Source organism: Ensifer sp. ENS06, assembly GCF_014852205.1.
GTDB classification, from domain to species: domain Bacteria; phylum Pseudomonadota; class Alphaproteobacteria; order Rhizobiales; family Rhizobiaceae; genus Ensifer; species Ensifer adhaerens.
In genome coordinates this window covers 402,297-422,036 of the sequence record NZ_JACVBC010000001.1, presented here as the reverse complement: position 1 = coordinate 422,036, position 19,740 = coordinate 402,297, and the positions used below count along the sequence as shown (strand labels likewise).

Annotated in this window: 16 protein-coding genes, 1 tRNA gene and 1 pseudogene; 13 read left to right on the top strand and 5 right to left on the bottom strand. The window is 63.6% G+C overall.

From position 1 onward, the window contains the following. Nucleotides 1–38 precede the first annotated feature (38 nt). Complete coding sequence (locus IB279_RS02120; RefSeq protein ID WP_113187540.1) at nt 39–662, bottom strand: FecR domain-containing protein; 624 nt, start codon at nt 660–662, stop codon at nt 39–41. Between the two features lie 210 nt (nt 663–872). On the opposite strand from IB279_RS02120, the pseudogene IB279_RS37915 reads away from it, so the two are divergent. Continuing rightward, nucleotides 873–1,418, top strand: a pseudogene (locus tag IB279_RS37915) (sel1 repeat family protein); the annotation flags it as partial. Continuing rightward, a complete protein-coding gene (locus IB279_RS37910) occupies nt 1,395–1,733 on the top strand; it encodes a tetratricopeptide repeat protein (protein ID WP_309139233.1) in 339 nt (112 codons plus the stop codon). The pseudogene IB279_RS37915 and the gene IB279_RS37910, both read left to right, overlap by 24 nt. Before the next feature lie 92 nt (nt 1,734–1,825). Here the strand turns inward: IB279_RS37910 and IB279_RS02110 are convergent, their stop codons facing one another. Next, on the bottom strand, nt 1,826–2,860 hold the full coding sequence (locus IB279_RS02110; RefSeq protein WP_034797259.1) for a proline racemase family protein: 1,035 nt from the start codon (nt 2,858–2,860) through the stop codon (nt 1,826–1,828). 200 nt (nt 2,861–3,060) lie between these two features. Between IB279_RS02110 and IB279_RS02105 the strand changes: the two genes are divergently transcribed. From IB279_RS02105 to IB279_RS02070, 8 genes are all read left to right on the top strand, one after another. Beyond that, entirely contained in the window at nt 3,061–3,867 is an 807-nt protein-coding gene (locus IB279_RS02105; protein ID WP_113187519.1) for a phosphodiesterase, read from the top strand. 40 nt (nt 3,868–3,907) lie between these two features. After that, complete coding sequence (locus IB279_RS02100; RefSeq protein ID WP_034797263.1) at nt 3,908–4,222, top strand: YkgJ family cysteine cluster protein; 315 nt, start codon at nt 3,908–3,910, stop codon at nt 4,220–4,222. 186 nt (nt 4,223–4,408) lie between these two features. Then, entirely contained in the window at nt 4,409–8,116 is a 3,708-nt protein-coding gene (gene putA, locus IB279_RS02095) for a trifunctional transcriptional regulator/proline dehydrogenase/L-glutamate gamma-semialdehyde dehydrogenase (protein WP_089043211.1), read from the top strand. A gap of 220 nt (nt 8,117–8,336) precedes the next feature. After that, nucleotides 8,337–8,921 (top strand): YigZ family protein, encoded by a 585-nt coding sequence (locus IB279_RS02090; protein WP_113187520.1) that lies wholly within the window; start codon nt 8,337–8,339, stop codon nt 8,919–8,921. A gap of 177 nt (nt 8,922–9,098) precedes the next feature. Continuing rightward, nucleotides 9,099–10,085: an aldo/keto reductase gene (locus IB279_RS02085; protein WP_113187541.1), complete on the top strand. Its 987-nt coding sequence runs from the start codon at nt 9,099–9,101 to the stop codon at nt 10,083–10,085. 40 nt (nt 10,086–10,125) lie between these two features. Beyond that, entirely contained in the window at nt 10,126–10,557 is a 432-nt protein-coding gene (locus tag IB279_RS02080) for a DUF1810 domain-containing protein (protein ID WP_192338962.1), read from the top strand. 492 nt (nt 10,558–11,049) lie between these two features. Then, nucleotides 11,050–11,427 carry a MerR family transcriptional regulator gene (locus IB279_RS02075; protein WP_060607201.1) on the top strand — a complete coding sequence of 126 codons (378 nt, stop codon included), beginning with the start codon at nt 11,050–11,052 and terminating at the stop codon, nt 11,425–11,427. A 213-nt stretch (nt 11,428–11,640) separates the two neighbouring features. Beyond that, nucleotides 11,641–12,324 carry a hypothetical protein gene (locus IB279_RS02070; protein WP_113187522.1) on the top strand — a complete coding sequence of 228 codons (684 nt, stop codon included), beginning with the start codon at nt 11,641–11,643 and terminating at the stop codon, nt 12,322–12,324. A gap of 235 nt (nt 12,325–12,559) precedes the next feature. Here IB279_RS02070 and IB279_RS02065 read toward each other — a convergent pair. The 3 genes from IB279_RS02065 to IB279_RS02055 form a co-directional block, all read right to left on the bottom strand. Next, a tRNA-Arg gene (locus tag IB279_RS02065) sits at nt 12,560–12,636 on the bottom strand. A 321-nt stretch (nt 12,637–12,957) separates the two neighbouring features. Further along, a complete protein-coding gene (locus IB279_RS02060; protein WP_034797295.1) occupies nt 12,958–14,439 on the bottom strand; it encodes a HAMP domain-containing sensor histidine kinase in 1,482 nt (493 codons plus the stop codon). Between the two features lie 444 nt (nt 14,440–14,883). After that, nucleotides 14,884–16,887, bottom strand: coding sequence for a methyl-accepting chemotaxis protein (locus IB279_RS02055; RefSeq protein WP_034797297.1), 2,004 nt, complete (start codon nt 16,885–16,887; stop codon nt 14,884–14,886). A 397-nt stretch (nt 16,888–17,284) separates the two neighbouring features. Here IB279_RS02055 and rpmH point away from each other — a divergent pair, with 397 nt between their 5' ends. From rpmH to yidC, 3 genes are read left to right on the top strand one after another with little or no spacing between them, the layout of a single operon-like run. Further along, complete coding sequence (rpmH, locus tag IB279_RS02050; protein WP_060519824.1) at nt 17,285–17,419, top strand: 50S ribosomal protein L34; 135 nt, start codon at nt 17,285–17,287, stop codon at nt 17,417–17,419. Between the two features lie 20 nt (nt 17,420–17,439). Further along, nucleotides 17,440–17,838 (top strand): ribonuclease P protein component, encoded by a 399-nt coding sequence (gene rnpA / locus IB279_RS02045; protein ID WP_034797300.1) that lies wholly within the window; start codon nt 17,440–17,442, stop codon nt 17,836–17,838. Then, the gene (yidC, locus tag IB279_RS02040) at nt 17,838–19,625 is read left to right on the top strand and encodes a membrane protein insertase YidC (RefSeq protein WP_034797302.1); all 1,788 of its coding nucleotides are present in this window, start codon (nt 17,838–17,840) and stop codon (nt 19,623–19,625) included. The genes rnpA and yidC overlap by 1 nt, the downstream gene beginning before the upstream one ends. The last annotated feature ends 115 nt before the right edge of the window (nt 19,626–19,740 follow it).

The following is a 19,740-nucleotide window of genomic DNA, read 5'->3' as shown; positions in this document are numbered from 1 at the left end:
CGTCTGCACCCGCCGCTTCGGATAATGTCGGCGTCAGCTCAGCGCGTCAGGCCGACGCTGGCATAGGCCTCCTTGATGCGCGCCTCGCTCCAGTTGGCGGGCTCGCTCGGGGCGTCCCCGCGATGATGAAACTCCACCCCCTGCCCCGCAGCGACGATCTTGGTTACGCCGCCGCGCGCGACCGAAACGCTTCCATGTTCGACGAAGACGGCAAAGGCGGCCCGGCTCGGACCACAGAAGAACTTGGTGCCGCGCACGCCGATCATGCCGAAGGCCGTGCGGACGGCGACATCGACCTTCGGCAACCCCTCAGGCCGGTCGAAGACCATGCGGCCCGTTCCAAGCTCGAGCGTGCCGCCCTGCCCGGCAATGAAGCTATCGACGAGCAGTTCGGTTTCGGCGCCCAGAAGCACGCGCGTATCCGTGCCCAGATTCAAGGTTGCAAAACTCTCGGCGTTCGTGTGCACGCGGTCGTTCTCGAACAGCTGACCGCCGACGGCGAGTGGCTTATCCATTTTTGCCTGCCTCAGCCGGACATCGCCGCGGATCTCCGTTGCCTCGCCAAGGGCTGAGCCTGCCCAGGCGGGCGTAGCACCACCGCCGACCGCCGTCAGCAACAGACCGCCGACGACGACGCGCCGGCTCACCAGCATCTTGCGCATCGACGCTGCCAGATCTTCCATCGCTTATCTCCCGTATCGCTGCCGCCTTGCGAGGATAGCCCCGGCGCTCCCGGATGCAAGCGGGCGCAGGGCCGGCCCGCAGCAGTCCCTCCCCACTTCGCCCGAGCTTTCGTTGCCGGGCTGTTCCCGCCGGAACAGCCGTCTCCAACGAGCAGGGATAAGTTCGCTGTCAAGAGAAGGGAGAGCTTCATGGAAAATCGCAGCGCATCCGGCACCCGCATCATCAACGCCGTATTCCTGGCTGTCGTCAGCTTGCTGGCGGTTGCTGCGATCGCACTTCCTTCAGCCCGCGCCGCCGAGCTTTCCGCAGCCGACGTCTGCGACCGCGAGGCAGGCAGCATTTTCGACCTGCAACGCAATATGGTCTTCCCGGCCGTTGCCACTGAGGACATCAAGATCGGCGTCGCGCTGTCGGCCTGCCGCGAGGCCTATAACCAGAAGAGTGGCGCCCGCACCGAGTTTCAGCTGGCCCGCGTTCTCGACAAGGCCGGCCAGAAGATCCAGTCGCAACGCATTCTCGGCGAAGCCGCCGAACATGGCCACGCGCTGGCCATGACCAACTATGCCGTTCTCGTCGGCGAAGAAGGCGATACCGCCACCGAATTCGCGCTGAACCAGAAGGCCGCCGCCGCCGGCAACATTCTCGCCGCCTACAATCTCGGCGTCTCCTATCGCGACGGCATGGGAACCTCGGTCAACGGCGAACTCGCGATCGCATGGTTCGAGCGGGCATCCCTCGCCGGCGACGACGTCGCCGCCTTCAATCTCGCGGTCATCCTGGATGAAGGAAAGCTGGTCGCTGAGGACAACGCGAAGGCCGCCAAGTTCTACCGGCTTGCCGCCGACAGGGGCAATGTCGATGCCATGGTCAATCTCGGCCTGATGCTCGAGAACGGCGAAGGCATCAACAAGGACATCCCCGCGGCACGGGAAATCTTCCGCAAGGCCGCCAATGAAGGCGATGCGTTTGCCGGCCAGAAGCTGGCCGCACTCAGCGTAAGCGATGGGTTTGAGACAGCCATGCTCCCCAAGGCAAGCCGCATCAAGTAATCGAACACGCCTCCCAAGGGCCACGCGGGTCGGAGATCCCATGATCTTCGGCCCGCGTTTTCGTTTAGAACACCCCCTAAGAACGCGGCCGACTAGCGGATTTCGCCTGCCTGCGGCCCCCAGGTATCGGTGAGTGCGAAGCCATCGGCCAGCGGATCGAACGGGTCGAGCGCCACCTGGTGCAGACCGAAGGTCCAGCCGCGACCGGCAATGGTCGGGATGATCGCCTCGCGACCGGCAACAGTCGTGACCCCTTCGAGGCCCACTTCGAATTCCGAACCGATGATCGAGCGGGACTTCAGGACGTCACCGACCTTGACCTTGCCGCGCGCATGCAGCGTCGCAAGGTTGGCGGAGCTGCCCGTGCCGCAAGGCGAGCGGTCGACGCGGCCCGGCCACATCGTGGTGCAGGTGCGGATCGTGCCGTCAGCCTCGACATCGCGGAACATCACATAGGCGACGCCCTTGATCTCCGGGATTTCCGGATGAACGACGGGGATGGTGCGGTTGACGATATCCTTCAGGATCATGCCGGCTTCGACGATCTCGCGGGCGTTCGCCTTGTCGATCGTGGTACCGATCTGGCCGACATCGACCAGGGCGTAGAAGATGCCGCCATAGCAGAGATCGAGCTTGATCTTGCCCCACTTCGGCGTGTCGACCTCGACGTCGAGCTCATGCACGAAGGACGGCACCATCGTCAGCTTCACCTTTTCGCAGCGGCCGTCGCGGCAGGTGGCGGTCGCCTTGACGAGGCCGGAGGCAGTGTCGAGCATGACGACGGTCTCGGGTTCCTTCATCTCGATGATGCCGGATTCCAAGAGCGCGGTCGTGACGCAGATCGAGTTCGAGCCGGACATGGCATGGGCCTGGTCGGCCTGCAGGATGATGAAGCCGGCATCAGCTTCCGGCCGCTTCGGCGGCACCAGAAGGTTGACCGACCCGATCGAGCCGGAGCGCGGCTCCAGGCACAGGAACCGGCGCAGGCTGTCATCGACCGTGTTGATGTGGTTGAGCTGCTCGGCGATCGAGTTGCCCGGGATCTTCGGCACGCCGCCGATCGCGACCTTGCCGATTTCACCCTCGCAATGAACGTCCAGCAACTGGATCGTGCGCTTCCACCGCATGCCGTTTCTCCAACGCGCTTGCCATAGCCTTAGCGGCAGCCATGGCTGATATATCAGATGCGCCTGCATTACCGCTTTCCGCGCGCGCCCGCAAGAAAAACCGCGGGCCGCAGTTCGTCTGTCGAGCCCAAAGATGCGGCTTGACGCAGGCCCGTCGGCGCGACAGCTTGGGCCAATCGGACGCAACCCTCTGGAACTCCATGACAAAGCTGATCATCTTCACCGACCTGCATATGGTGCCCGAGGGTACGACAATCATCGGCCTTGACCCCCATCAGCGGCTGGCCAACGGCATCGCGCATGTCAACCGCTACCATGCGGACGCAGACCGGGTGGTCTTCATGGGCGACCTCACCCACTACGCGGACCGCGCGTCCTACGAGCGCCTGAAGCGGCTGATCGATCAGCTTACGCCGCCGGTCGCCATCACCATCGGCAATCATGACCGGCGCGAGGTGTTCCGCGACGTCTTTGCCGATGCCGAGACCGACGAGAACGGCTTCGTGCAGCAGGCGATCGATTTTGCCGACTGCCGCGTCCTCCTGCTCGATACGCTGTTTGCCCCGCCCTATGATTATCCGACCAGCCATGCCGGCGTACTTTGCGCCAAGCGGCTCGCCTGGCTCGACCGGCAATTGGCCGATGCCGGCGAGCGGCCGGTGCTCATCTTCATGCATCACCCGCCGCACAGGACCGGCTTTAGTGGCATGGACATGATCCGGCTCGCCAACGAGGCGGAGTTTTATGATCTCGTCAAACGGCACGGCAATGTCCGACACATCTTCGCCGGCCATGTGCACCGCACGATCAGTGGTTCTTCCCGCGGCATTCCCTTCTCGGTCTTCAAGAGCCCGGTGCACCAGCAGCCGATGCCCTTCGACGCACCGGACGCGTCGCTGTCGGTCGACGAGCCGGCGGCCTATGGCATCGCTGTCGTGACCGCCGATGGCGTGCTGGTGCATACGGAGGACTACGAGATCGCTCGCCGGGATGCCGCCATCGCGTAAGGCCATTTCGAACGCACGGCCTTCATGCTAGTTTGACGGCATGACCGAACCCGTATCCCTCGACGAAAGCTTCGATTGCCAGAGCTGCGGCGCCTGCTGCGCCTATTCGGCCGACTGGCCGCGTTTCTCGCTGGAGACGGACGAGGAGCTCGACCTGATCCCGGCGGAGTACGTGTCCGCCGATCTCGGCGGCATGCGTTGCGAGGACGATCGCTGCTTGGCGCTCAACGGCAAGCTCGGCGACCATGTCGGCTGCAAGATCTACGCGATCCGACCGATCGTCTGTCGCACCTGCATGCCGGGCGATGACGAGTGCCTGATGGCCCGCGAGAAGCATTTCGGCAAGGCCGCATAACACCGGATCATCCGGCGATATTGCGAACATTCCGCATCCTCTGCGGCGCCGCGCGCGTGGGACGGTGAAACATTCCGCTAAAGATCAAATTTGCCGGATGGATGTACGGCGAAAGGAAGCGTATTTTCCGCCCACGATCGAGGGCGCGCCGCGCCTTCAAAACCGCTTCCCGGAGGATAGCGCTCGATGAGCCAGACACCGCTTCACAAGACCACTGCAGAGACCGGCGCGCCTCAGGCTCCGTTTGCCGAGTTCGCCCCGCCAGTCCGACCGCAGAGCACGCTGCGCCAGGCGATCACCGCCGCCTACCGCCGGCCGGAAACGGAAGCGCTGCCGGCACTGGTCGAAGCCGCAACGCTCGACGCCACCACCCGTGCGGCCGCCGCCAAGACGGCGCGCAAGCTGATCGAGGCGCTACGCGCCAAGCACAAGGGTTCGGGCGTCGAAGGCCTCGTGCAGGAATATTCGCTCTCCAGCCAGGAAGGCGTGGCGCTGATGTGCCTGGCCGAAGCGCTGCTGCGCATTCCGGACACCGCAACCCGTGACGCGCTGATCCGCGACAAGATCGCCGACGGCGACTGGAAGTCGCACATCGGCGGTGGCCGCTCGCTGTTCGTCAACGCCGCCACCTGGGGTCTCGTCGTCACCGGCAAGCTGACCTCAACCGTCAACGACCGCAGCCTTTCCGCCGCGCTCACCCGCCTGATCGCCCGCTGCGGCGAGCCGGTCATCCGCCGCGGCGTCGACATGGCAATGCGCATGATGGGCGAACAGTTCGTCACCGGCGAAACCATCGACGAGGCGCTGCGCCGTTCGCGCGCACTCGAGCAGAAGGGCTTCCGCTATTCCTACGACATGCTCGGCGAAGCGGCGACGACGGCTGCCGACGCGGAGCGTTACTACCGCGACTACGAGCAGGCGATCCATGCCATCGGCAAGGCATCGGCCGGCCGCGGCATTTATGAAGGCCCCGGCATCTCGATCAAGCTTTCGGCGCTGCACCCGCGCTACGCCCGTTCGCAGGCGTCGCGTGTCATGGAAGAGCTTCTGCCGAAGGTGAAGGCGCTCGCCGTTATCGCCAAGAAATACGACATCGGCCTCAACATCGACGCCGAGGAAGCCGACCGTCTCGAACTTTCGCTCGACCTGCTCGAAGAACTCTGCCTCGACAAGGATCTCGCCGGCTGGGCCGGCATGGGCTTCGTCGTCCAGGCCTATGGCAAGCGCTGCCCCTACGTGCTCGACTTCATCATCGACCTTGCGCGCCGCGCCGGCCGCCGCGTCATGGTGCGCCTCGTCAAGGGCGCCTACTGGGACGCCGAGATCAAGCGCGCGCAGCTCGACGGTCTCGAAGACTTTCCGGTCTATACCCGCAAGATCTACACCGACGTCTCCTACATCGCCTGCGCCAAGAAGCTGCTGGCCGCAACCGACGTGATCTTCCCGCAGTTCGCGACCCACAACGCCCAGTCGCTGGCGACCATCTACGAAATGGCCGGCAAGGACTTCAAGGTCGGCAAGTACGAGTTCCAGTGCCTGCACGGCATGGGCGAGCCGCTCTATGACGAGGTGGTCGGCAAGGGCAATCTCGACCGTCCCTGCCGGATCTACGCGCCGGTCGGCACCCATGAGACGCTGCTGGCTTACCTCGTTCGCCGCCTGCTCGAAAACGGTGCGAACTCCTCCTTCGTCAACCGCATCGCCGACCCGAAGGTCTCGGTCGACGAACTGATTGCCGATCCGGTCGAGATCGTGCGCGCGATGCCGGTCGTTGGCGCACCGCACGACCAGATCGCGCTGCCCGACAACCTCTTCGGCGACACGCGCCGCAACTCCGCCGGTCTCGACCTTTCGAACGAAGCCGGCCTGACCTCGCTGACCGCAGCGCTCCAGGCAAGTGCGACGGTTAACTGGAAGGCCGTTCCGCAGCTGGCAACGGGGCCTGCCTCCGGCGAAACCCGCGCCGTCGTCAACCCCGGCGACCACCGCGACGTGGTCGGCTCCGTCACCGAGGCATCGGAAGCCGACGCCCGCCAGGCAGCGACGCTTGCCGCCAAGGCCGCCGCGAGCTGGGCCGCCGTCTCGCCCGCCGAGCGCGCCGCCTGCCTTACCCGCGCTGCCGACCTGATGCAGGCGCGCATGCCAACCCTGCTCGGCCTCATCGCCCGCGAAGCCGGCAAGTCGCTGCCGAACGCCATTGCCGAAGTGCGCGAAGCGATCGACTTCCTACGCTACTACGCCGAACAGACGCGTCGCACGCTCGGCCCGGCTCACAAGGCGCTTGGTCCCATCGTCTGCATCAGCCCATGGAACTTCCCGCTGGCGATCTTCGCCGGCCAGATTGCCGCCGCGCTCGTCGCCGGCAACCCGGTGCTGGCGAAGCCCGCTGAAGAAACCCCGCTGATCGCCGCCGAAGGCGTGCGCATTCTGCACGAGGCCGGCATTCCCGCCGACGCGCTGCAGCTGCTCCCCGGCGACGGCCGCATCGGTGCGGCGCTCGTTGCCGCGCCTGAGATCGCCGGCGTGATGTTCACCGGCTCGACCGAAGTCGCCCGCCTGATCCAGGCGCAGCTTGCCGATCGACTGTCGCCGGCCGGCCGGCCGATCCCGCTGATTGCCGAAACCGGCGGCCAGAACGCCATGATCGTCGACAGCTCGGCACTTGCCGAACAGGTCGTCGGCGACGTCATCGCCTCGGCCTTCGACAGCGCCGGCCAGCGCTGCTCGGCGCTGCGTGTACTCTGCCTGCAGGAAGACGTTGCCGACCGCACGCTTTCGATGCTGAAGGGTGCGCTGCATGAGCTCAAGATCGGCCGCACCGACCGGCTCTCGGTCGATGTCGGCCCTGTTATCACCGCTGAGGCCAAGGGCATCATCGAGAAGCACATCGATGCCATGCGCGGCCTCGGCCGCAAGGTCGAGCAGATCGGCCTTGCTTCCGGCACCGAACAGGGCACCTTCGTGCCACCGACGATCGTCGAGCTCGACAAGCTCTCAGACCTCAAGCGCGAAGTCTTCGGTCCGGTTCTGCACGTCATCCGCTACCGCCGCGACGATCTCGACCGGTTGATCGACGACATCAACGCCACCGGCTACGGCCTCACCTTCGGTCTGCACACGCGCCTCGACGAGACCATCGCCCACGTCACCTCGCGGGTGAAGGCGGGCAACCTCTACGTCAACCGCAACGTCATCGGCGCCGTCGTCGGCGTTCAGCCCTTCGGCGGACGTGGCCTCTCCGGCACCGGCCCGAAGGCTGGCGGCCCGCTCTATCTCGGCCGCCTCGTCGCCACCGCCCCGGTCCCGCCGCAGCACAGCTCGGTTCACACCGATCCTGTTCTGCTCGACTTTGCCAAGTGGCTCGACGGCAAGGGTAAAAAGGCGGAAGCCGAAGCCGCCCGCACCGCCGGCAGCAACTCGGCCCTCGGGCTCCACTCCGAGCTTCCGGGCCCGGTCGGCGAGCGCAACCTCTATGCGCTGCATCCGCGTGGCCGCGTGCTGCTGGTTCCGACCACCGAAACCGGCCTCTACCACCAGCTGGGTGCCGCCCTTGCGACCGGCAATACCGTCGTCGTCGACGCGGCTTCCGGTCTGCAGGCTTCGCTGAAGGATCTGCCGGCGAGCATCGCCGCACGCCTTTCCTGGTCGAAGGATTGGGCCGCCGACGGTCCGTTCGCAGGCGCGCTCGTCGAAGGTGACGGCGCCCGCGTGCGCGAAGTCAGCAAGACGATCGCCGGCCTTCCCGGCCCGCTCGTTCTCGTCCAGGCGGCTTCGAGCGAAGAGATCGTCAAGAACCCCGACGCCTATTGCCTGAACTGGCTGCTCGAGGAGGTCTCGACCTCGATCAACACCGCAGCGGCCGGCGGCAATGCCAGCCTGATGGCGATCGGCTGATCGGTTCCATATCTTGCAAAGCGCCCTCTCCCCGTCGTGGGAGGGGGCTAAACTGACTGACATTCCACCAATAGGGCGTCCTCGCCCCTGCACTCGTTCCGGGACAATGGCGAAGTGTGTGCGGTCTCCATCGTGACCGCATCTACCAGAGCACAAGCTGCATCCACCGTGGCGCCGCCCCCAACAATCCGTTATCAGCGTCTGAGAAACGGAAGCAGCCATGTTCACCCTCAAGCGCATCGAAACGGCAAACCAGGACGTCAAGAAGAGCCGGTTTCTGGCCTTTGCCGCGCCCATTACCGATGAACAGGCGGCAAAAGACTTCCTCGCCGCCCATTCCGATCCTACCGCCAACCACAATTGCTGGGCTTGGCGCATCGGCCAGGCCTATCGCTTCAGTGACGACGGCGAGCCGAGCGGCACGGCCGGAAAACCGATCCTCGCGGCCATAGACGGCCAGGAGCTCGACCGCGTCGCGGTCGTGGTCACCCGCTGGTTCGGCGGCATCCTGCTCGGCAGCGGCGGCCTGGTGCGCGCCTATGGCGGCACGGCGGCGCTGTGCCTCAGGGCGGCGGAAAAGATCGAGATGATCGAGACCGTGCGCGCCACCGTCGCCCTCGACTTTTCCGACATGGCGCTGATCAAGGCGCGGCTTCTCGCGCGCGATGTGGCGATCATCAATGAGAGCTTCACCGACAAGGGGCCCGTGCTGACGGTGGAGCTTCGCAAGGACGAGGCGGAGGCGATCCTCGCCATGGTCGTTGACCTCAGCCGCGGCAAGGCCGTGGTTTCGCTGGACGACTAGCCCCTTAGGTCCGAGAAACCCCACGGCGCAGCACCGACCGTAACGAACGGGTCACTGCCGAAAAATGTGCGCGGTATCCTGCGCCACGTCCCGCGCTAACTTACTCGATCCGAACAGTCATATTAGAAGCGCCCCGGCCAGCGTATGATCCGCGACGCACAAACAGGAGACAGCACGATGAAGACAAGAGTTCTTGGCAAGACCGGCGCAACCATATCCGAAATCGGCTTCGGCGCCTGGCAAATTGGCGGCTCCTGGGGCGATGTCAGCGAGGCAGACGGCAAGCGCGCGCTCAATGCCGCGCTCGATGCTGGCGTCACCTTCGTTGACACCGCCGATGTCTATGGCGACGGCCGCTCTGAAAAGATCATTGCAGCGGTGTTGAAGGAGCGCGGGGGCGACAAGCCCTTCGTCGCAACCAAAGCCGGTCGCCGGCTGAGCCCGCATGTGACCGAAGGCTATACCGGCGAAAACATCGAGGCCTTCATTGACCGCAGCCTTTCAAATCTCGGGGTCGAGATGCTCGATCTGGTGCAGCTGCATTGCCCGCCGACCGAGGTCTACTATCGGCCGGAACTGTTCGGCGCGCTCGACCGGCTCGTTGCCAAGGGCAAGATCCGCCACTATGGCGTCTCGGTCGAAAAGGTAGAGGAAGCGCTGAAGGCGATCGAATATCCCGGCGTTGCGACCGTGCAGATCATCTACAACATCTTCCGCCAGCGTCCGCACGAGCTGTTCTTCGCGGAAGCGCAGAAAAAGAATGTTGGCGTCATCGTGCGCGTGCCGCTCGCCTCGGGGCTGCTTTCCGGCAAGATCAGCAAGGATACCGCATTCGCAGCCGACGACCACCGCAACTTCAACCGCCATGGCGAAGCCTTCGATGTCGGCGAGACTTTTGCCGGTGTGCCGTTTGAGGCGGCGCTGGAAGCCGTCGAGCAGCTTCGCCCGCTGGTGCCCGACGGCGTGCCGATGGCGCAGTTTGCGCTCCGCTGGATCCTCGAGCAGCAGGCGGTCTCCGTGGTGATCCCGGGCGCCCGCAATGAGGCTCAGGCGCAATCCAACGCCGCTGCCAGCGCGCTTGCCGCCATCGACGACGAGACCAAGGCGGCGATTGCCGCGGTTTACGCGCGGCTGGTGAAGGTTCATGTTCATGATCGCTGGTAACTGACGCCTCACCGACGGGGCGACCAAGGGGGGCAGCGACATGAGCGATCCCTTCGATCTGCAGCGGTTCGTCACCGCACAGGACCGCGTCTATGCCGCGGTCCTCGATGAACTCGCGCACGGCCAAAAGCGAACGCACTGGATGTGGTTCGTCTTTCCGCAGCTTGCTGGCCTTGGCCATTCGGCAATGGCAGAGCGCTATGCGATATCCGGGCTCGGCGAAGCGTCGGCCTATCTCGCCCATCCGGTGCTCGGCCCCAGGCTGCGCGAATGCACCGAGCGGACCAATGCGGTTACGGGCAGATTGGCCCACGACATTTTCTCCAGCCCCGATGACATGAAGTTCCGGTCATCGATGACCCTGTTTGGCGAGGTCGAGAAAGACGGGGGGCCGTTCGGAGCGGCGCTTGCGCGCTATTTCGCGGGAGAGAAGGATCGGCGCACTATGGAAATCCTGGCGCAACGGCATTGATGCCGGCGTTCAAGCGCTCAAGATGCGCGTTTCGGCGACCGTCAGAGGTTGGGCGTCGAATGGATCAGGAAGAACAGGATCATGAAGGCACAAACCGAAAGGCCAGCAACAATCACCAGCAGTTCTTTCATCATATAGCGATACATCGGCACCTCCTTTCTTCAGCGGCCCCTTCCTCCTTCATATAGGAAGCCGAGGGACCGATTTTCACACTTCGGCGTCAAAAGATCGTGAACCCGCCCGCGCTTTCGTGATCGGATTCTTGATCGTTGCAGCCCGGCCCATTGCCGCCGCGACACCGCGCGCGAGCAGTGTAAATCATTATATACTAACATATATTATTGTCTCCTAATCCTTTCGAGGGTCAGCGTTGCCGGAGCTCCCGCTGACGCGCGCGAAACAAGCGGCACGACAACCATTGACGAATGGCAGATTGCCTTCTAAATCTACACCCAACGTCAGGTTTAGATAGGTGCCGGATTGTCGTCGCTCATGCAAATTGGGGAACTGTCGGAACGGGCCGGCGTCAGCCACCGCACGATCCATTACTACGAGCGGCTGGGCCTGGTGAAGCCGGCCGAGCGCGAAGGGGCCGGCTACCGATACTATGACGAGACCGCCGCGAAACGACTGGAGAAGATCGCGGCGCTGAAACGTCTCGGTCTCAGCCTCGACGAGATCGCCGCTGTCATCGACCTCTATTTCGAGGATGCAAGCGGCATCCGGGGAAAGGAGCGCGTGCTGGAAATCCTGCAAGCCCAACTCGACAAGACGAATGCCCAACTCGACGAGCTCTCGACATTCAAACGGGACCTCGAAAACAACATCGCCCGCATGCACGGGCTGATCTCCGAGGCGCGGCAAAAGTAAGCGCGCCAATGGGATTTGGCATATGCCTAATCTACACTTGACGTCAGGTTACGCTAATGGGTTCACTTGCCCTACTGGCTCGGCCCGCGCGGACTCCGCTTCCGTTGTCGGCAGCGTCAGCTTCTTGAGCGCTCTCCTTGGCGATCCGCGATCGCAGGGCTCGATCTCATGACCACCTTCCGCCCCCCAAACCAGACAAAAGGAGCTCTGGACATGCCGCATAGATGCCCTCTCGCGGTCCTTGCCGCCCTCGGCCTTGTCGCCGTCACGGCAACCGCAAACATGGCCCTGGCAGAGACCAAGGCAACGCCAGCCGCGACCGGCAGTGCCCACCCCGCAGCCGCCACCATCGGCGCCTTCATGCCCGCCGGTTACCGCGAGGCAGGCCGCCGAACCGCCGTCGTCGATGGTGAAGCTGCGGAACTCGTCCGCTACGAGCGCGCCGACGGACGCAATGCCGACCTCGGCGGCGAGCACTTCAGCACCGTCATCGCCGACGACGGCCGCCTCAAGGGGTTTGCCCGGATCGATCTGGACCTAGTCCGCCACCCGTTGCCGACACGCGAGGAAGCGCAGGCAATCGCCATGGACTTCCTGCGTGAAGCGGCGCCGGACCTTCTGCCGGGAATGAGGATCAGCTGGATCGACCCGCATGACGAACCGCTGCGGGTTACCCGCAAGGGACGCACCGAGGACCTGACCCTCACGGGCATGAAGGTCAAGATGCGCAACCAGGCCGACGGCCTCTGGATGTGGGTCATCGTCGGCGCGGACCGCAAGGTCATGGTCTTCGAGCGCGACATTCACTGGATCAGCTTTCCCGGACGCCGCGGAACGGAAAAGTGGCTTCACGATGCCTGGCTCGTCGAGAAGGGTTACAGCCTGGGCCAGTCCTGATCCGCCTACCGGATTGAGGGAACGCGAGCCCTCAGGGCCGCTGACTGCTCGATTCGGATCCGGTGAAGGAGCGGCACCGCGATTCACCAGCCGCAAGCCTGGCCCGCGGAACGCTGCAAACGAAGACACTTGAAGGATGTGAGAGGCGCGTCGCGAAACGCAAGGTCGCGACGCGCGACCCAGGTGGCGATCCGGAAGAACCGGATCTAGACATCATCTATGTCTTTGAAAAGAATGGCGCACCCGAAGAGATTCGAACTCCTGACCCCCAGATTCGTAGTCTGGTGCTCTATCCAGCTGAGCTACGGGTGCTTTTGCCTGAAGCGGTCGAACCGCTTGCGTGAGCGGTTCTCTAAAGGGTCCTTTCGGGGATTGCAAGCGCCGTTCTGTAAAAAATTTCATTTTTACGACGGCACGCCCGCTTTGCTGTGGACCGAGGCAACCGCGCCGGCGCTGAACCCGCTGGAAAGCAAGGGGTGCCGCCGCAGGACCTGGCTGCGAAAAATAATTGAAGGGTGCCACCTCCGCCGCCCATGCGCCAGACGAGCCGCGCGCGGTGGTCGGTCAGACCCCGCCCAAGTATGGAATCACCAACGGTTCCGGCTCGACACTCAAGAGGGTGAATGTGCGGCGCTAATGGCGGAACTTCGAACGGAAGGCGTCGAGCGGCACCGGCCGGTCGGGCAGCTCGATGCGAAACAGCGTGCCCGGCGTCGGCTTTTCGACGAGCGCGATCGTGCCGCCATGGGCCAACACCAGTTCGCGCGCGATCGCCAGCCCAAGCCCCGTACCTCCGGAGCGCGCCGAGCCGCGGAAAGCGGCGAACAGGTTTTCCCGCGCCTTGGGCGGCATGCCGGGCCCGGTATCATCCACGGAAATGGTGACGACGCTGCCGATGCGCATGGCGGAAACGGCAACGGTGCGTGGGCGACCATCCTCCGGCTCGTGATTGGTCAGCGCCTGCACGGCGTTGCGGCAGATGTTGTGCACCACCCGGAAGAGCTGCTCGCTGTCGGCGTCGACCTCGAGGTCGTCCTGCATCTGGATCTGGAAATCGATGCCGGATTGCGGATCGATCGCCAGCAATTCGGCGACATCGGAGACCAGCGGTTTCAGCGCAACGAAGCGCCGATGCGGCTCGGCCTCGGTCGTGCGACCGTAGGACAGGACCTCGCGGGTGTAGCCGACGGCGCGGTCGATGGTGCGCAGCAGGGTCGGCGCGAAGCGCTTGACCACCGGGTCGTCCACGTCGGCCAGGCGGTCGGAAATCAACTGCGCCGAGGACAGGATGTTGCGCATGTCGTGGTTGATCTTCGACACGGCGAGCCCGAGTTCGGCCAGGCTCTTCTGCTGCTTCAGCGTCTTTTGCAGCTCGCGCTGCATGCTGGCGAGATGCTGCCCGGCGACGGCGAGTTCGTCGTGCCCCTGCGGCGGCACGAGCACGCGGGCCGGATCGGCCGGATCGTTGGAAAACTCCTGCATGTTGGCCGTCATGCGCCGGATCGGCGCAATCAGCATGCGGTTGATGGCCAGGAAGATCAGCGCCGCGGTGATCAGCGAAATGATCAGCGACAGGACAAAGACGTTGCGCGAGTAGACGAGCATGGCCTTGCGCAGGCTCGCATCCTTCATCAGGAGCTCGATCGTCGCATCGCTTTCGCCGAGCGGCCCATAGACGCGGATCACGCGGTCGCCGCCGAAGAGCAGCGTATCGAAAGCATCGCGGATGGCTGCGACGGCTGTGGAATTGGCGACGTCGTACTCGCCCTGGATCTCAAGCGGCATGTCGGTGAGCGCAATCATGCGCGAGGCGTCCTTGCGCCGGATGACGATCGCCTTCGTGCCGGTCGCCATAAGCGTGTCCTTCTGGACGCTGCGCGGCAGTTCGACATTCTGCAGACCATCGACGACGACGGCAGCAGCGGCTGCCGTATTCAGCCGATCCTCGAGCCAGCGAATGCGCATGGTGGCAACCGACGGCGCGAAGATCAGCACTTCCGCCAGCATGACGAAGACAATGGTCAAGAGCAGCAGCTTGCCGGATAGGCCGCGGAAAAACCCGGCACTGGTTCTCAATGCCTCGCCTGCCATCGCCGGACGTGTTTCTTCCGCCATGCCTTACAAACTTTCCTGCCCGTCAACCAAAACGCCTGGGACCCCGTATGAACATCCGGGCCATGGGGCATCGCGCCTGCGGCGCATAATAGGAGATGGCCGCCGTTTTTCCAATCGAAGACGGACTTTAGAGGGTGCGGCATAGGCGCGGCTGTCTCTTCGTCTCGTGCCGTCGATCATGACAAAGGATCGCGTCCCGCCCATTTTTCTCCCCTTGCATCGCCGAAACAAATTTCGGCGCGCCGCCGCCTCGGCTCGACCTACCTGCACAGAATTGGCATCGGTGTAAGTCACCCAGGGAACAGTTCGAGTGGCGGTCCTTGCCGACGACAAGGACAGCCGTGCGGCCTGATCGAGGGCAAGTCTGGAAGGCTCACGAAACAGAAAGCCCGCGGCACCTTTTGGCACCGCGGGCTCCAATCACTTGGCGAGGCAATTCGCCGATCAGAACTCTTCCCAATCGTCCTTGGCAACCGCCGCAGCGGAGCCGCCGCCGCCAAACGCGCGGGCGACGTTGCCCATCATGCGCCGGGCGGGCGATGCGACCGGCTGGGCCGTCTCCCGAGCCACGGCGATCGGCCGGGCGGCAACGTTGTCGACCTTGAAGTAGGCGATCAGGCTCGCGAGATTGTTGGCTTCGCCGGAGAGCTTGTGGGTTGCGGCATTCGCCTCTTCCACCATGGCGGCGTTCTGCTGGGTCACCTGGTCCATCTGGTTGACGGCAGTGCTGACTTCGCTGAGGCCCGTCGACTGTTCGCGCGCGGCCGTCGCGATCGAGTGGATGTGGTCGTTGATTTTCAGGACCCGTTCCTCGATCTCGCCAAGTGCCGAACCGGTCTCCTGTACCAGGCGGACGCCGGTTGCCACTTCGCTGCCCGACTTCGAGATCAGCGACTTGATGTCCTTGGCGGCACTTGCGGCACGCTGGGCGAGCTCACGCACTTCCTGTGCGACGACCGCGAAGCCCTTGCCCGCATCGCCGGCACGGGCTGCCTCGACGCCGGCGTTCAGCGCCAGCAGGTTGGTCTGGAAGGCGATTTCGTCGATCACGTTGGTGATCTGACCGATTTCGCTCGAGGCCTGCTCGATGCGGCCCATGGCGTCGACGGCGTTGCGCACGACGGCCGCCGACTGCGCGGCACTGTGCTTGGCTTCGTTGACCATGACGGTCGCTTCCTGCGCCCGCTCGGTGGAGCTCTTGACCGCAACCGTGATCTGGTCGAGCGCTGCAGACGTTTCCTCAAGGGCTGCGGCCTGCTGCTCCGTCCGCTTCGACAGATCGTCGGCGGCCGAACGCAGCTCGGACGAATTGCCGTTGATCGAGTCGGTGGTCACACGGACCTCGCGCAGCGTCTTTTGCAGCGTGGAAAGGGTTTCGTTGACGTTCTTCTGCAGCTCGGCGAAGGCACCCTGATAATGGCCGTTCATGCTCTGGGTCAGGTCGCCGGCCGCAAGGCTCGCAATCACCCGGCGGGTTTCGGCGATGCCGGCATCGACGCTGCCGACCAGCTCGTTGACGCTGCCAGCAAAGCGGTTGAGGTCGTCGTTCTCGTAGTCCTTGCCGATGCGCTTGGTGAAATCACCGGCGGCAGCGGCCGCAACAACGACGCCGATGCTCGACTGCAGGTCGGCGCTCTTTTCACGCAGTACCGCTTCCTGCGCGTTGAGGTCGCGTACGGCCAGGCCGTTCTGCTTGAAGACCTGAACGGCTTCTGCCATTTCGCCAATCTCGTCCTTGCGGCCCACGAAGGGCACGTCCGCGGTGAGATCGCCGCCAGCCAGTTGCTTCATCTTGCCGGTCAACTCGAGGATCGGACGGCTCAAATGGTTCGTGGCGATGTAGAAGGCCGCTCCAATGCCGGCGATGAGGCCAAGGCCGGCGATAGCAAGAATCGTGATGATCACGCTGCGCTCGAAGGTGGCAACGTCAGCCGTCACGACTTCAAGCGTCTTCAGGTTGATGTCGACGACGCCGTCGATCTGCTCCTGGAACGCCTTGCGGTTGGCGCGATTGGCGTCGGTATTGCCCTGCTCGTTGCCAGCCTGCGGTGAAACTTCTTCGCCAAGCCGCGCCGTCTCGACGCGGAAGGTCCTGAATTCCGCGGCGCGGGCGACCAGCGTGTCGAAGGACGCTTTGGTGTCGGCGGGGATCAGCGGGCGCCAATCGGCGAGCAGCGTGTCGATCTTGTCGAGATTCTTGCGAATGCCCTCGGCAAAGGGCTTGGCCTTCTCGATGGTCGGGGCGGCATAGATGCCACGCGATTCCATGACGACCGCGGTCACCAGACGATTGAGGCGTTCCGCGTAGAAGGCGCGCTTCGCCACGTTCTCGTACTGGTGGAACTTTTCGTTGTATTTACTGACAGCAACCAGCGACATGCCGGTCACCGCAACCGCCAGCACGCTCATGATGCCGACGATTAGATTGATCTTACCGCGTATTTTCATCCCGACCTCCACGGAGTGACGAGAGCTTCCGATTATCGGACATGCCGCCGCCCCATATGCACCGGAGGGACCCTAAAATAGGCGTGGTTAATAAAGCCCGTCGCCCTCGACCGGCATTCTGGGGAGATCCAGTTAGGGCTCCATTTACCAATCTCGGCTAGTTGGCCTTCCTTTTCGCGGCCCGACGGATCGCCTTTGGCGGGTGCGCCGGCGCTTTTTGCGGTGCTGTCGCCACTGAATCGCCGCCCGCAATTGACTTTCCGGGAAAATTCCCCTTATAAGCCGCGCACGTCCGGTCAAGCCCTCCTGCCCGAAATGGCGGAGCCATGTCCGATAACGTAAACGCTCCTTGCTACACGCAAACCCAAGAAGGGCCGCACACCGCGGTATTAAATAAATGAAGCGTACCTACCAACCGTCCAAGCTTGTCCGCAAGCGTCGCCACGGCTTCCGTTCGCGTATGGCTACCAAGGGTGGCCAGAAGGTCCTCTCGGCCCGCCGGGCCCGTGGCCGCAAGCGTCTTTCGGCTTAAGCCGAAGTTGCCCGAAACCAGTGTCCGGGCACATGACGTCAGATAAAGACAAAACGACTGTCGGGCGGCTGAAAAGCCGTCCGCAGTTTTTGGCCGTTCGGGCAGGAGAAGGCCGCAGAGGCCCCTTGTTTCTCCTCGAAGTGCTCGACCGCAACGATCCGGAAGGCGAAGCCCGCGTCGGCTTCACCGTCACCAAGAAACACGGCAATGCCGTCGAGCGAAACCGGATGCGCCGACGCCTGAAAGAGGCGGTGCGGCTTTCCGCCGGGTTTGCAATGAAACCCGGACACGACTATGTGATTGTCGCCCGACGCGAACTCCTGAATGCTCCCTTCGACGCCTTGACCCGGGGCCTTCACGAGCGCATCGAAAACAAGCCGAAACAGAAGCGGCCGCCGGCCGGTTCCAGGAAACTATGATGGAAAAAAACCGCAACTATTTCGTGGCGATTGGCCTGTCCGTGCTGATCCTCATTGCCTGGCAGTTCCTTTACGTCAATCCGAAGATGGAAAAGGAACGCATCGCTGCGGAAGCGCTGCAGGCCCAGCAGGCGCAATCGCAGTCGGCAACGCCGACTCAAGCGACGCCGGGCCAGGCTCTGCCGGGCGGCGGCGCGATCCCGGGCGCCGGTGAAAACCGCGACCAGGCGATTGCCAAATCGGCCCGCGTTGCGATCGACACGCCGGCGCTTTCCGGCTCCATCAACCTGACCGGTGCCCGCTTCGACGACCTGAAGCTCAAGGAATACCGCGAGACGGTCGATCCGAAGAGCCCGGTCATCACCCTCTTCAGCCCGGCCGAAACGGTCGACGGCTACTTCGCCGAAATTGGCTATGTCGGCAGCGACGCAACCGGCACCGTGCCCGGCCCGCAGACCGTCTGGACGCTTTCGGGCGGCGACAAGCTGACCGCGGCGACCCCGGTGACGCTGACCTTCACCAACGAGAAGGGCATCACCTTCAACCGCACCATCTCGGTTGACGAACATTACATGTTCCAGGTGGTCGACAGCATCAAGAACGGTGCAGCCGAGCCGCTCAGCCTTTCCTCCTACGGCCGCGTGACCCGCTTCAACAAGCCGACGACGCCGAGCGTCTACGTACTTCATGAAGGCTTCATCGGCGTGCTCGGCGAGCATGGCCTGCAGGAACTGAAGTACGGCAAGATCGAGGACGAAAAGTCGGTCGAGCCGGGCAAGGCAACCGGCGGCTGGCTCGGCATTACTGACAAGTACTGGGCAGCGGCGATCGTTCCGCCGCAGGCAACCCCCTACGACACGCGCTTCACGCACTTCACCGACGGTCGCGCGCGCTACCAGAGCGACTACAAGAGCGACGCGATCACGGTCGCGCCCGGTCAGTCCTCGGAAATCAAGAACCTCGTCTTTGCCGGCGCCAAGGAAGTTCCTGTCGTCGACAACTATGAAGTGGCCTACTCGATCCCCAACTTCGACAAGCTGATCGACTGGGGCTGGTTCTACTTCATCACCAAGCCGATGTTCAAAATGATGGATTTCTTCTTCCGTCTGTTCGGCAACTTCGGCATCGCGATCCTGATTACCACGATCGTCGTCAAGGGTCTGTTCTTCCCGCTTGCCAACAAGCAGTACGCATCGATGGCGAACATGAAGAAGGTTCAGCCGAAGATGGAGGAACTGAAGAAGAAGTTCGGCGACGACCGCATGGGGCTGCAGCAGGCGATGATGCAGCTCTACAAGGAAGAGAAGATCAATCCGCTCGCCGGCTGCTGGCCGATCCTCATCCAGATCCCGGTGTTCTTCGCGCTCTACAAGGTGATCTACATCACCATCGAGATGCGCCACGCGCCGTTCTTCGGCTGGATCCACGATCTGTCGGCGCCGGATCCGACGACGATCGTCAACCTCTTCGGCCTCTTGCCGTTCGACGGTCCGGCCTTCCTGCACCTCGGCGTCTGGCCGCTGATCATGGGCGTTACCATGTTCGTGCAGATGCGCATGAACCCGACGCCGCCGGATCCGACCCAGGCGATGCTGTTCACCTGGATGCCCGTGGTCTTCACCTTCATGCTGGCCTCCTTCCCGGCCGGTCTCGTGATCTACTGGGCCTGGAACAACACGCTGTCGGTGCTGCAGCAGTCGATCATCATGAAGCGCCAGGGCGTGAAGATCGAGCTCTTCGACAATCTGAAGGGCCTGTTCTCGAAGAAGCCCAAACCGGCGGAATAACGCCAGCCGGTACCACAATCGCAGAGCCCTGGACTTCGGTCCGGGGCTTTTTTGTTTCCACGCCGCGGCGCGACACGCGGATGGCGTTGACGCGGACGTGCGGTCCGGGCATCTG

Excerpts from the sequence above, each read along its gene's own strand:
- IB279_RS02070 (WP_113187522.1), top strand. The coding sequence starts at position 11,641 with ATGCCGCATAGATGCCCTCTCGCGGTCCTTGCCGCCCTCGGCCTTGTC.
- putA (WP_089043211.1), top strand. The coding sequence starts at position 4,409 with ATGAGCCAGACACCGCTTCACAAGACCACTGCAGAGACCGGCGCGCCT.
- rpmH (WP_060519824.1), top strand. The coding sequence starts at position 17,285 with ATGAAGCGTACCTACCAACCGTCCAAGCTTGTCCGCAAGCGTCGCCAC.
- IB279_RS02075 (WP_060607201.1), top strand. The coding sequence starts at position 11,050 with ATGCAAATTGGGGAACTGTCGGAACGGGCCGGCGTCAGCCACCGCACG.
- IB279_RS02085 (WP_113187541.1), top strand. The coding sequence starts at position 9,099 with ATGAAGACAAGAGTTCTTGGCAAGACCGGCGCAACCATATCCGAAATC.
- IB279_RS02090 (WP_113187520.1), top strand. The coding sequence starts at position 8,337 with ATGTTCACCCTCAAGCGCATCGAAACGGCAAACCAGGACGTCAAGAAG.
- IB279_RS02120 (WP_113187540.1), bottom strand. The coding sequence starts at position 662 with ATGCGCAAGATGCTGGTGAGCCGGCGCGTCGTCGTCGGCGGTCTGTTG.
- IB279_RS02105 (WP_113187519.1), top strand. The coding sequence starts at position 3,061 with ATGACAAAGCTGATCATCTTCACCGACCTGCATATGGTGCCCGAGGGT.
- IB279_RS02080 (WP_192338962.1), top strand. The coding sequence starts at position 10,126 with ATGAGCGATCCCTTCGATCTGCAGCGGTTCGTCACCGCACAGGACCGC.
- yidC (WP_034797302.1), top strand. The coding sequence starts at position 17,838 with ATGGAAAAAAACCGCAACTATTTCGTGGCGATTGGCCTGTCCGTGCTG.
- IB279_RS02060 (WP_034797295.1), bottom strand. The coding sequence starts at position 14,439 with ATGGCGGAAGAAACACGTCCGGCGATGGCAGGCGAGGCATTGAGAACC.
- IB279_RS02055 (WP_034797297.1), bottom strand. The coding sequence starts at position 16,887 with ATGAAAATACGCGGTAAGATCAATCTAATCGTCGGCATCATGAGCGTG.
- IB279_RS02110 (WP_034797259.1), bottom strand. The coding sequence starts at position 2,860 with ATGCGGTGGAAGCGCACGATCCAGTTGCTGGACGTTCATTGCGAGGGT.
- IB279_RS02100 (WP_034797263.1), top strand. The coding sequence starts at position 3,908 with ATGACCGAACCCGTATCCCTCGACGAAAGCTTCGATTGCCAGAGCTGC.